This is a genomic window from Noviherbaspirillum galbum (genome assembly GCF_010974945.1).
Classification (GTDB): Bacteria; Pseudomonadota; Gammaproteobacteria; order Burkholderiales; family Burkholderiaceae_D; genus Noviherbaspirillum; species Noviherbaspirillum galbum.
Genome location: NZ_JAAIVB010000041.1, coordinates 47,805 through 60,056 on the forward strand (window position 1 = coordinate 47,805; position 12,252 = coordinate 60,056).

Sequence of the window (12,252 nt, forward strand, 5' to 3'; positions counted from 1 at the left end):
GATCATCAAGACTGCCACGCCTCTTTAGGCGCATTGCCATGTCCCGGACATCCTGATGGATCTTCAACGCATTGCCGGCAAGATTTATTTCAAGACGCAATAAGTCTTATTTCCGGGAATGGCTAGATCGGCAAGGCTGGTCGTCTTATCGTAGCGGCACTGAATCACTTCAAGCCAGGAGCCGCCATGACAGTCGTTACCGAACAGACCAACCTTGACCCGCGGATGACGGAATTGCGCCGCACGATTTCGCATCCCTCCAACAATTCCATCTATCGCCCGAAGCAGGCCGGCCTCGTCTATCCTGAACTGCCGGACTTCTCGACCTTCGCCGAGGAGAGGCAGTATCGCAAGGAACGCCTGGTGGCGGCCTGCCGCGCCTTCGCGCTGCATAACCTGGACTACGGCTTTGCGGGCCATCTGACCGTGCGGGATCCCGAGCATCCCGAGCTGTACTGGACCAACCCGATGGCGGTGCATTTTTCCCAGGTCAAGCTTTCCAACCTCATCCTTGCCGACCACAAGGGCAAGGTGGTCGAGGGCAATCATGCGCTCAACCGCGCCGGCTTCGTCTTGCACGCCGCCGTGCATGAAGCCAACCCGGACATCGTTGCCATGTGCCACGCCCACAGCCTGTACGGAACCGCCTTCGCCGCGCTCGGCAAGCCGCTCGATCCGATCACCCAGGATGCCGCGGCGTTCTTCGAGGACCACGTCGTGATCAAGGATGAAGCCGGCGCCGTGGCGGTGGAAGAAAAAGCAGGCATGTCGGTCTGCGATTACTTCAAGAACGTCAAGGCGGCGATCCACCAGAACCATGGCCTGCTTACCGTCAGCCGGCACAGCATCGATGCCGCGGCCTTCTGGTTCATCGCGCTGGAGCGTTGCTGCCAGCAGCAATTGCTAGTCGAAGCGACCGGCATCAAGCCGGTGCAGGTGCCAGAGCAGAGTTCCCGCTACAGCCGCGAGCACGTCGGCAGCGAGTACATCGGCTGGCTGCACTTCCAGCCGATCTTCGGCCAGCTGCAGCAGCAAAGCCCCGACATGTTCGACTGACCCTTCCGGCAGCACAATAAACACGGCAGGCGCGGTCGCGGACCGCGCCGCTTTCATGGAGATTGGAGACCACCATGCTTCGCACCACCTACCAAGGCGGAGTCGCGCACAACGACGCCGAGTCGGCGACCTACACGAAAGTGACCTGGCGCCTCATTCCCTTTCTGTTCCTTTGCTATGTCTTCGCCTACCTCGACCGCGTGAACGTCGGCTTCGCCAAGCTGCAGATGCTGTCCGACCTGAAATTCAGCGAGACGATCTATGGCCTGGGCGCGGGCATCTTCTTCATCGGCTACTTCCTGATGGAGGTGCCGAGCAACCTGGCGCTGCATCGCTTCGGCGCGCGCAAGTGGATCGCGCGCATCATGATCAGCTGGGGCGTCATTTCAGCTGCCATGATCTTCGTGAAATCGCCGACGATGTTCTATGTCCTGCGCTTCTTCCTGGGCGTGGCAGAGGCAGGATTCTTTCCCGGCATCATTCTTTACCTGACCTACTGGTATCCGGCATCGCGCCGCTCGAAGATCACCGCGCTTTTCATGACCGGCATACCGATCGCCGGCGTGGTGGGCGGCCCGCTCTCGGGATGGATCCTCGAACGCTTCCATAACGTCAACGGCCTGCCGGGCTGGCAGTGGCTCTTCCTGATCGAAGCCATCCCGTCGATCATTGCCGGCATCGTGACATTCCTTTATCTCGACGACAGCATCGCCAAGGCGAAATGGCTGAGCGCGGAAGAGAAGGCGACGCTCGAGCGCAACTTGGCCAGCGAATCCGGCAAGATCGAAGTCAGCCATGCCAGCGGCGCGTTCACGAATGCGCGGGTCTGGGTCCTGTGCGCCTGCTACTTCGGCATCATCATGGGCCTGTACGGCATCGGCTTCTGGCTGCCGACCCTCATCAAGGCCTCCGGCGTCACCAACTCCCTCGACATCGGCCTGCTGACCATGATTCCCTACGGCGTGGCGGCGGTAACGATGATCCTGGTTGGCCAGAGTTCCGACCGTACCCGGGAACGCCGCTGGCACGTCGCGATTCCTGCCGTCGTCGGCGCCGCCGGCCTGGTGATCAGCACCATCGTTCCGGCCCAGCCTGCGTTCGCCGTTCTCTCCCTGACTCTCGCCACGGCGGGCATCCTGGGAGCGCTCTGCCAGTTCTGGTCCATTCCGCCAGCCTTCCTGGGCGGCGCCGCGGCCGCGGCGGGCATTGCCCTGATCAACTCGGTCGGCAACCTGGCGGGCTTCGTCAGCCCTTACGTGGTTGGCTGGATCAAGGACGCGACCCAGAGTACCGACATTGGCCTCTACTGCGTCGCCTTTTCGCTGGTGGCCGCCGCGTTCATCGTGATGACGGTTCCGAAGCGGGTGGTCAATCACTAGAACCGGTCATGGCCTGGGCACCCGGTCCGGCTGGCCCGGGGCAGGCAGGAAAATGACGGCGGCAGGCAAGCTCGGGGAGCTTGCCTGCCGCGTTGCTTTTGGATGCCGCCGGCGTGCCGTCAAGGGGATCGTTGCGGCCGGCTGTACCGGCATGTACGGCTTTGCCGGGAAGTGTAAGCTTGAGTAATAACTCGCTCACTGAAAACTTCCGTTTCTATACTTGAAAGCAAGCGAGGAGCTATCTATGAAACTTCCTATCAAAGCGTTGGCAGCTGCGCTCATCTTGCTGCCGCTGTTGGAGGGTTGCGCGGTGTATGGCCCGCCACCCGCCTATTCCCAGGGACCTTACTACAGTGCCCCGGTCTATGCCAATTCCGGGCCGGCGTACAGCCAGGCGCCGGTTTACGTGCAACCCGCGCCTGCCTATGTCGGACCGCCCGTCTACTTCGGGCTCGACTTCGGCTTCTGGGGCGGAGGACGGCGCGGGTGGGGCGGTCGCCACTGGCACTAACGAGGACATCGATCATGAAAAACACGCGAAAGTTTCTCTCCGTCATGGCGTTCGCCTTGCCGGTATTGATGTCAGGCACTGCCTTCGCGCAGCACGGCCATGACGACCACGACCGGGGACACCGCGACGAACATGCCGGCGAACGGCATGACGGCCGCGGCTGGGACCGCGACGACTACGGACGGGGCAACGATCGCCGCGGCTACGAGCAGCGCCATGGCTTCCATCGCGGCGAGCGGCTTCCGCCCGTCTACCGGTCCCGCCAATACATCGTCGAAGACTGGCGCTACCATCGGTTGCCGCCGCCGCCGCGCGGCCATTACTGGGTGCAGGTCGGTGCCGAATATGTGCTCGTCGCCGCGCCCACGGGCGTGGTCGTCAACGTCATCGTCATGCCCTGAGGGCTGCCTCCCCTCGGTTTCGCCTACAATCCTCGTCAATCCGCCGCGCGCTGCGCGGCGGGTGAAACCTTGCACGGACACGGGGAAGCCTGCGATGACCATCACCATTACCGCCTTCGCGCGGTCGCCTGACGGCGGCCGCGGCCTTGCCCGGGATACCCGCGTGCGCTGGGCGCTCGAAGAAACCGGCCAGGCCTACGATGTCCGCCCGCTCTCTTTCGAGGCGATGAAGCGGCCTGCCCACATGGCGCTTCATCCCTTCGGACAGATTCCAACCTACGAGGAAGACGGCCTGGTCTTGTTCGAGACCGGGGCGATCGTCTTGCATGTCGCGCAGCGGCATCCCGGCCTGCTGCCGGCGGACGCCGACGCGCGGGCGCGTGCCATCAGCTGGATGTTTGCCGCGGTCAATACGGTGGAGCCGCCCATCCTTGAGCTGGCGAACGCCAGGCTGCTCGAGCATGACAAACCCTGGAACGAGGAGCGCCTGCCCCTGGTGGAGGAACGGGTCCGGGTTCGCCTTGCCCAGCTGTCCGCCCGGCTGGGCCACGCCGACTGGCTTGATGGCGGGTTCAGCGCCGGCGACCTGATGATGGCGTCGGTGCTGCTCAGGGTGAAATCATCGGGCATGCTGGACGCATTTCCTGACCTTGCCTCCTATGTGGCGCGCGCCGAGTCCCGTCCGGCCTACGTGCGCGCCTTCGAAGCGCAGCGGCTGGCATTCGTCGGCGCCGCATAGGCGAACTCGGCTTCCACCATCGGCAACGATGACGTTCATGGCATGTAAATCTTGTTTGGATGCTGGAACCGCTGTCGCGCCGGATGCATGGCGCACGCGGTCGCGGTGAGCGCAAGCGCGACAAACGTCAAGACATGCCCTCGTCGCCTGGACATGGCGCAAACATTTTCCCGTCCCGCGTGGGGCATCGTCGAAACTTGGTCTCGGCACGGATCATGCATTCAGGCCGGTCAACTTACTTTTCGGAGATGACCGCAATGATGCTCGACGAAGACACCATCAGGGACTGGCACTGGAAGGATCTCCTTCGGGGGAAGATCAACAGCCAGCGGCGCAACCGCCATTTCAACACCAAGCTCCTGAACGAGGAGCTGAATCTCCGGCTTGGCGACGCGGCGGAAATCTGGCTGCACGACGTGGTGCGGCCATGGGAGCAAGACGAAGAGGCCTGGAAAAAACGCCTCGGCAACGATCCCTTCCGCATCGACACCCGCGCCGGTGAACGCAAGGCGGCGGATGAGCGGCTCATCCAGGAATCCAGGTCCTTCTTCGAAACGATGGAAGTGCCCGCGGTCGCTCCCGAGCTGCTGGCGGCGCGGCCCTTTACGGAAATGGGGCTGCCGGGAGCGTAGCAGGGGTTTCGCAAGGCATCGCCTTGCGCCGCCCTTGGCTTAGGTACCGGCTCACTTCCGCGGCGGCCGCTTCTCCAGCAAGGGTTCGCTGACGCCTTCGACCCCGACCAGCCCGAGGATAGCGACCAGCGCCTTCACCGGGCCGAGATAGGCATTGGCCGGGTCGAACCATTCGCCCGGCGAGTGGATGCCTTCGGAAAAGCCGCCCGCGCCGACCACCGCCGCCGGGATCCCCAGGCTGATCGGCAGGTTGGCCTCGGTGCTTCGCGCGCCGGCCAGCTTCGGCGCGGCGCCGGTCGCCTTCACGCCCATCCACAGGGCTTGCACCACCGCGTTGTTCGGTGAAGGCGAGCCGCCCGGCCGCGCGCCAACCTGGTCGATCTTCACCTGGATCTTGTCGCTGCCCCAGCGCTTGTTCTCCATGGCTGCCGCGTCGCGCGCGATCTGCAAGGCCTTAGCTTCCAGCTTGAGCAATTCGTCGTTGTCATTCGAACGCATGTCGAGATCCATCGTCGCCTCGGCGGCGATGGAGTTGACCGAGGTGCCGCCCGCGATGGTGCCGACGGTGAAGGTGGTCTTCGGCGTGGCCGGCGTCTGCAGGTCGCTGATGCCCGCAATGGCGCGTCCCAGCGCATGGATGGCGCTCGGCTGGCCGAAGGCTTGGTAGCTATGTCCGCCCGGGCCCTTGTAGGTGATGCGGTACCGATTGCTGCCGGCCGCCTGGAAGGAGATGTCCGCGTTCTGGACCGTGGGCGATTCCAGCGCGATGTAGCCGTCGATGTCCATGTGATCCTTGAACACCTGCTTGATGCCCTTCAGGTCGCCCAGGCCTTCCTCGCCGACCGTGCCGCAGAACCAGACATCGCCCGCCGTGCGGATGCCGCTTGCCTTGAGCGCGCGCACGATGGAAAGCACCGCGGCCAGGCCGCGCGCGTCGTCGGCGATGCCCGGGGCGTAGAGCTTGCCGTCCTTCTCCTTGATGGTGAGGTCGGTCTGTTCCGGAAACACCGTGTCCAGGTGCGCCGACAGCAGGAGCTTCGGTCCCTTGCCCGAGCCGGGCAGGACACCGCACATGTTTCCGGCCGCATCCTCCCTGACGTTTTGCAGGCCGGATTCCGCGAGCCGCTTGCCATACGCCTGTGCGCGCCGCGCTTCCTTGAACGTCGGCGAGGGAATGACGACCAGCGCCTTCTGGTCGGCCAGGGTGTTCTGGTCGTCGTCCTTCAGTGCGGCCAGGGCTTGCCTGACCTGGGGCGCCGACAGGATGCGGTCGAAGGTTTCCGGATAGGCGGCGGGAAGCACGAGCTCCTCTGCCTGGACGGGCAAGCATGCGCCCAAAATGATGGCGCCCGCGAGCGCCGTCCGTGCTGCCAGTTTCATGGTGTCTCCGATGTCTCGACCAGCGATGGAATGGAATATCGATCGCCAGTGTAAACCCGATGGAGACCTCGTGCCGAAGAGGCGAACCTTACCGCCGCCTGGTCCAGCGAAATGCGAATGCGCGGCCGAAGCGGGTCGAATCCGCGGTGAGGCGGTTGATGCGATCGCGGTAGGGCTTTTCTATCCAGCGATAGGTCCAGCCGGATACCACGTACAGCGCTGCCACATACAGGATCACTACCAGCGATGCCGACAGGATGCCGGTCGCGCGCCGCGCCGGATTCCCGAACACCAGCAGCAGCGGCTCATGCATGAGATAGATCGAGTAGGAGCGCAGGCCGAGTTGCTGGAACAGCGGCAGCTTGAGCGTGTCGGCAAGCGGGCCGGTGTCTTCCCCGAGCGACAGCACGAGCACCGCGAATGCCGCGGGAAAGGCGAAGGCGGCCGCGCTGACGTTCCCCACCAGCGCCAGCGACAGGAAAAGCAGGAAGGCAATGCTGACCTGCAGGGCGGAGGAGTCGAAGCGCCATCGCTGGCTGCATGCCTGGGTCAGCACGCCGAGGAAGAAGGCGTGCAGGCAGCGCACGAAGCCGAAGTCATAGGTCAGGGCGAGGCACTGCCCGGCACCGATGCAGTGATGGACCACGACCGACGCCCAGATCGACAGCAGCAGGCCGGCAATCGAGAGGATCGCGAAGACCGCGAGGCGCTTGCGCTCCGGCGCGATCAGGCAGATTGCAGCGAACAGCAGGTAGGTGTAGAACTCGGTGCTGATGCTCCATGTCGGGCCATTGAGCACGAGATGGTCGAACAGGCCAAGCGCATGCGTGAAGGTGACTGTCGATACGATCTCCCCGAGGCTGGGCACGAGGTAGGCAATGTCCCCCGGGCTGCCCAGCATGCCGGCGTGACCGCTGGCGATCGCGAACCGCTTGGCGGCCACGAGCATATTGGTGCCGACGATGACGGCCAGCGTCGAGAACAGAAGCAGGGGCAGCAGGCGTCCGATGCGGCGCGCGATGAACAGCCGGAAATCATCGCCATCCTGCATCCGGGATGCATACGTCTTGCTGATGACGAAACCGCTGAGGACGAAGAACAGATCGACGAACAGATAACCATGGCGGATCGCGGAAAATTCATTGATGCCGATCTTGAGGTGGTATAGCGCGACGACAACGGCCGCTATCCCACGCAATCCTTCCAGCGATTTGATCATGTTTTTGCGATCCGATTTGTCTAATTTGACGATATCCCCATTGCACCACGCACAGTATTACTAAATGCCATTGCCCCTTGCTTGATTGATCTCAGCAGGCCTAGGTATATTTTTGTAAATACCAGGATCGGGGGAAAAGCCGTCATTGACGAATGTCAGCACCAAAATGGTGAGGCCCGAAACTTCCGGCATCTCTCCCCATTTCCCTGCCTGGCGCGGCCCACTGCATGCCATGTCCAGGCGGGGAAATGAAAAAAGCCCCGCTCGATCCGATCGAGCGGGGCGCAAAAGCCAGCCTGGGATACAGCCGACCTGGAGACGTCCTTATATCCGGAAACGATACGGATCAGCGCGCCATGTTGCGTGGAATCGCCGCGATCACCAGGACCGCGCCTAACACCAGAAGGCCGGCCAGCACGTACATGCCGAGCGTGGTGTTCTGGGTGGCATCCTTGATCGCGCCGACCATGTAGGGACTGGCGAAGCCGCCGAGGCCGCCGAGGGAGTTGATCATGGCAATGCCGGCCGCCGCGGCCGTGCCGCCGAGGTAGCCGGTGGGAAGCGTCCAGAACAGCGGCAGAACGGTAAGGATGCAAGCGGTGGCAACGGTCAGCGCCAGCATCGCGATCGTGGTGTTACCCGCGAAAAGCGTGCTCGCGATCAGGCCGAGGCTGCCGATCACCGCGGGAATCGCCGTATGCCAGCGGCGCTCGCCGGTGCGATCCGAATTCCGGCCAACCAATACCATCGTTACCGCGGCAGCGCCATAGGGAATCGCCGTCAGCAGGCCGACAGTCAGCACGTCCTTCACGCCGGTGCTCTTGATGAGTTGCGGCAGCCAGAAGCCGACACCGTACAAGCCCATGCTGAACGAAAAATAGATGAGCGACAGCGCCCACACCTTGCCGTTCGAAAACACCTTCGCCATGCCGAGGTCTGCCGTCTGCCGCTGGTCTTCGCGCACCTCTTTCTCGAGAAAGGATTTTTCCTCGTCGTTCAGCCACCTGGCTGCGCGGATGCCGTCGTCGAGATAGGCCAGCACGGCGATGCCGACGAAGACCGACGGCACGCCTTCCAGCAGGAACATCCATTGCCAGCCCGCGAGACCGCCCACGCCTGACATCGAGTTCATGACCCAGCCCGACAAGGGACCGCCGATCACGCCGGAGAAGGCGATTGCGGTCATGAAGAGCGCGACGATCTTCGCGCGCCGCCGCGCGGGATACCAGTACGTCAGGTACAGGATGATGCCGGGGAAGAATCCTGCCTCTGCCACGCCGAGCAGGAACCGCAAGGCATAGAAGCTGAGCGGCGAGTTCACGAACATCATCGCCGACGAGATCACGCCCCAGGTCACCATGATGCGGGCGATCCAGACGCGCGCGCCCACCCGGGAAAGGACGATGTTGGAGGGCACCTCCATCAGGAAGTAGCCGATGAAGAAGATGCCCGCGCCCAGGCCATAGATCGTCTCGCTGAATTTCAGGTCGGACAGCATCTGCAGCTTGGCGAAGCCGACGTTCACGCGGTCCAGGAAAGCCACCACGTAGCACAGGAACAGAAAGGGAATGAGGCGCCAGCTTACCTTCGAGTAGGTGGCCTCTTCGAAGCTCTCCGAAGCGGAGGCGAGGGTCGTTGCAGTCATGTCTTCTCCATTTGAATTTGTTCGCGCCGGACATTGGCGCGTCCGCGGTGGAAATATAGGGAAGATGCATGCCCGAAGCTAATGACATGTATTCATACGGGCCATAACCATTCGACATGCCCGGCCTTCATTCCGATTTGGAATGAGGCAGATGAATACATGTCATTGGATTCCGCCGGGGGCACTGCTCTATATTTCCCTCACGGCGACCGGCGCGGGCAGGCAGCGGCACCGGGCCAGGCAACGAGAAGCAATAGGGCGCAACGCGGCGCAATACTTTCAAGGACGGTTATTCCACCCACCATGACGACAGCACTCCAACGCGACATCGCGCATGTCGAAGATTTCCTGCAATCTCCCTCGGGCTTTTTGCGCCACCTGTTCAGCGTAGCGGTCAATGCGGTAGACCCGATGCTGCTGGTGCCGCAGCATCTTCCTCCGGCACCGAAGGGCAGGACCATCGTGATCGGCGCGGGCAAGGCCTCGGCAAGAATGGCGCTCGCGGTCGAGCGCTACTGGACGGGAAGCCTGGAAGGGCTGGTCGTGACCCGCTACGGGCACGGCGAGCCATGCGAAAAGATAGAGATCGCCGAAGCGGGACACCCCGTTCCCGACAGTGCCGGCGAAGCCTGCGCGAAGCGCATGCTCGGCATGCTGCACGGCCTGACTTCCGACGACCTCGTGATCGCGCTCATCTCGGGCGGCGGGTCGGCGCTGCTGTCGCTTCCGGCGGACGGCCTGTCCAGCGAAGAGAAGCGGAAGATCAACAAGGCGCTGCTCCTGTCGGGCGCCACGATCCAGGAGATGAACTGCGTGCGCAGCCACCTGTCCCAGGTCAAGGGCGGGCGGCTGGCCATGGCGGCCTTCCCTGCGAAAGTCGTTACCCTCGTGGTGTCCGACGTTCCCGGCGACGATCCCGGCGTCGTCGCTTCCGGACCGACGATACCCAATGCTTCCGCTCCGGCGGACGCGCTGGCAATTCTTGATAAGTATGCCATCCCCGTATCGGACGCCTGCCGGAAGATCCTGCAGTCCGGATCGAACCAGGCGCCGGCGTCGATCCACGCGCAGCTGGGGCAGAACACCACCAAGGTGATCGCTACCGCCCAGCAGGCTCTCGACGCGGCCACGCGCGCCGCGCGCAATCACGGCTATACCCCGCTCGTCCTGGGCAACAGCATAGAAGGGGAGGCGCGGGACATCGCGCTGATGCATGCGGCGATCGCGCGGCAGATCGTGGAGCACAAGCAGCCGATCGAGAGGCCATGCGTGATCCTTTCCGGCGGCGAGACGACCGTGACCGTGCGCGGCAATGGGAGGGGAGGACGGAACGCCGAATTCCTCCTGTCCCTCGGCATCGGCCTGAACGGCATGCCGGACGTGTACGCCATCGCCTGCGATACCGACGGCATCGATGGCACCGAAGACAACGCCGGCTGCCTCCTTTCGCCGAACTCGCTGGCCCGCGCGCGCGCCATGGGATTGTCGCCCCGCGCGCTGCTGCAAGACAACGACGGCTACGGTTTCTTCCGGGCGCTTGGCGATCTCATCGTTACCGGGCCGACACGCACCAACGTCAACGACTTCCGCGCCATTCTCATCAGGTGATCCCATGACTGCAACTTCATTTCCTCCCCGCGCGCGACATACCAAGATCATCGCCACGCTCGGTCCCGCATCCAGTTCGCCGGCAGCGATACGGCAGCTGCACGATGCGGGCGCGGATGTGTTCCGGCTCAACTTCAGCCATGGCACGCACGGCGAACACCAGGAGCGGCTGCATGCCATCCGTGCCCTCGAACAGGAGGCGGGCCGGCCGATCGCGGTCCTGCTCGACCTGCAGGGGCCCAAGCTGCGCATCGGCGCCTTTGCCGATGAGCGCGTCGTCCTCGAGCGCGGGCATCGCATCCGCCTGGACCTCGATCCCGCGCCCGGCAATGCGGAGCGGGTCAGCCTGCCGCATCCCGAGATATTCGCTGCGCTGCAGCCGGGTCACCAGCTTCTCATCGACGATGGCCGCGCGCGTTTCGCGGTTGTCTCCTGCGGCGATGACTTCGCGGTGATCGAAGCACAATCGAATTGCGTGCTATCGAACCGCAAGGGCGTGAACGTTCCGGACGCGGTATTGCCGCTGTCGCCGCTCACGGAAAAAGACAGGCGCGACCTGGCATTCGGCCTCGCGCTCGGGGTCGACTGGATTGCCCTCTCCTTCGTCCAACGCGCCGAAGACGTGCAGGAACTCATGGCCATCGTCGGCACCCGGGCCGGCATCGTCGCAAAGCTGGAAAAACCGTCGGCCATCGAGGACCTGGAACGCATCGTCGACAGCGCGGACGCCATCATGGTGGCGCGCGGCGACCTCGGCGTGGAAATGCCGCCGGAACTGGTGCCCGGCTTGCAAAAGAAGATCGTCGCGACCTGCCGCAGGCATGGCAAGCCGGTGATCGTGGCGACCCAGATGCTGGAGTCGATGGTGTCCGCGCCCACCCCGACGCGCGCGGAAGCCAGCGATGTCGCGACGGCGGTCTATGACGGCGTCGATGCGGTGATGCTGTCGGCCGAGTCGGCATCCGGCGCGTATCCCGTGGAAGCGGTGAGCATCATGGGCCGCATCATCGGTTCGGCGGAGATCGACGGCAAGGCCAGCACCCGCATGGCCGATTACTGGCCGACCCGCAAGGACGAACCCGCCGACGCCATCTGCGCCGCCATTCATACCATGGCGCGGGTGCTGCCGATCGCGGCAACGATCACCTATACGAGCTCCGGCGCGACCACGCTGCGCGTCGCCCACCAGCGGCCGCAGACGCCGATCCTGAGCCTCACGCCGAATCTCGCTGTGGCAAGGCGGCTGGCCCTGATCTGGGGCGTCCACTCAGTGTGCACGGAAGATGCGCGCAGCGTCGAGGAGATGGTCGGGCAGGCGGAAGAGGTTGCGCTGCGCGAAGGCTTCAGGCAGGCCGGCAAGCCGCTGGTTGTCGTCGCGGGCACGCCGTTCGGCGTGTCGGGCTCGACCAACCTGCTGCGCGTCATCTGGCCGGAACGGGAAGCCGCGAAAGCGGGCGAGGACATGGCTTGTCGCCCGCGAGACCCTTACTTCAACACGATCGCCGATTGCCATTGAGCGTCGGAAACCATCATCCAGGGAGTGACCGATTGAGCACCATCGTAGACATCATTGGCCGTGAAGTGATCGACTCGCGCGGCAACCCGACCGTGGAATGCGACGTCCTGCTCGAGTCCGGCGTCATGGGCCGCGCCGCCGTGCCCTCCGGCGCCTCCACCGGCTC

The 12,252-nt window shown here is 63.8% G+C and carries 11 protein-coding genes and 1 pseudogene; 9 read left to right on the plus strand and 3 right to left on the minus strand.

What is annotated here, in order from left to right; genetic code table 11:
- Positions 1 to 225 precede the first annotated feature (225 nt).
- The 6 genes from G3574_RS12795 (at position 226) to G3574_RS12820 (ending at position 4,718) form a co-directional block, all read left to right on the plus strand.
- Positions 226 to 1,056, plus strand: a complete 831-nt coding sequence (locus tag G3574_RS12795; protein ID WP_205609776.1) for a class II aldolase/adducin family protein — start codon at positions 226 to 228, stop codon at positions 1,054 to 1,056.
- A 74-nt stretch (positions 1,057 to 1,130) separates the two neighbouring features.
- A complete protein-coding gene (locus tag G3574_RS12800; protein WP_163963694.1) occupies positions 1,131 to 2,435 on the plus strand; it encodes an MFS transporter in 1,305 nt (434 codons plus the stop codon).
- Positions 2,436 to 2,679: 244 nt separating this feature from the next.
- Positions 2,680 to 2,946 (plus strand): hypothetical protein, encoded by a 267-nt coding sequence (locus G3574_RS12805; protein ID WP_163963696.1) that lies wholly within the window; start codon positions 2,680 to 2,682, stop codon positions 2,944 to 2,946.
- 14 nt (positions 2,947 to 2,960) lie between these two features.
- Positions 2,961 to 3,347: an RcnB family protein gene (locus G3574_RS12810; RefSeq protein WP_163963697.1), complete on the plus strand. Its 387-nt coding sequence runs from the start codon at positions 2,961 to 2,963 to the stop codon at positions 3,345 to 3,347.
- Positions 3,348 to 3,441: 94 nt separating this feature from the next.
- A complete protein-coding gene (locus G3574_RS12815; protein ID WP_163963698.1) occupies positions 3,442 to 4,086 on the plus strand; it encodes a glutathione S-transferase family protein in 645 nt (214 codons plus the stop codon).
- Between the two features lie 257 nt (positions 4,087 to 4,343).
- A complete protein-coding gene (locus G3574_RS12820; protein ID WP_163963699.1) occupies positions 4,344 to 4,718 on the plus strand; it encodes a hypothetical protein in 375 nt (124 codons plus the stop codon).
- Between the two features lie 51 nt (positions 4,719 to 4,769).
- On the opposite strand, the gene G3574_RS12825 is transcribed toward G3574_RS12820, so the two are convergent.
- The 3 genes from G3574_RS12825 to G3574_RS12835 all read right to left on the minus strand — a co-directional run bounded on the left by G3574_RS12825 (position 4,770) and on the right by G3574_RS12835 (position 8,962).
- A complete protein-coding gene (locus G3574_RS12825; protein WP_163963700.1) occupies positions 4,770 to 6,098 on the minus strand; it encodes a M20/M25/M40 family metallo-hydrolase in 1,329 nt (442 codons plus the stop codon).
- Between the two features lie 88 nt (positions 6,099 to 6,186).
- Complete coding sequence (locus G3574_RS12830) at positions 6,187 to 7,317, minus strand: acyltransferase family protein (protein WP_163963701.1); 1,131 nt, start codon at positions 7,315 to 7,317, stop codon at positions 6,187 to 6,189.
- A 346-nt stretch (positions 7,318 to 7,663) separates the two neighbouring features.
- Entirely contained in the window at positions 7,664 to 8,962 is a 1,299-nt protein-coding gene (locus G3574_RS12835) for an MFS transporter (protein ID WP_163963702.1), read from the minus strand.
- A 303-nt stretch (positions 8,963 to 9,265) separates the two neighbouring features.
- On the opposite strand from G3574_RS12835, the gene G3574_RS12840 reads away from it, so the two are divergent.
- From G3574_RS12840 to eno, 3 genes and pseudogenes are all read left to right on the plus strand, one after another.
- Positions 9,266 to 10,570 (plus strand): glycerate kinase type-2 family protein, encoded by a 1,305-nt coding sequence (locus G3574_RS12840; protein ID WP_163963703.1) that lies wholly within the window; start codon positions 9,266 to 9,268, stop codon positions 10,568 to 10,570.
- Between the two features lie 4 nt (positions 10,571 to 10,574).
- Positions 10,575 to 12,086, plus strand: coding sequence for a pyruvate kinase (pyk, locus tag G3574_RS12845; RefSeq protein ID WP_163963704.1), 1,512 nt, complete (start codon positions 10,575 to 10,577; stop codon positions 12,084 to 12,086).
- A 32-nt stretch (positions 12,087 to 12,118) separates the two neighbouring features.
- A pseudogene (eno, locus tag G3574_RS12850) lies at positions 12,119 to 12,252 on the plus strand (phosphopyruvate hydratase); the annotation flags it as partial.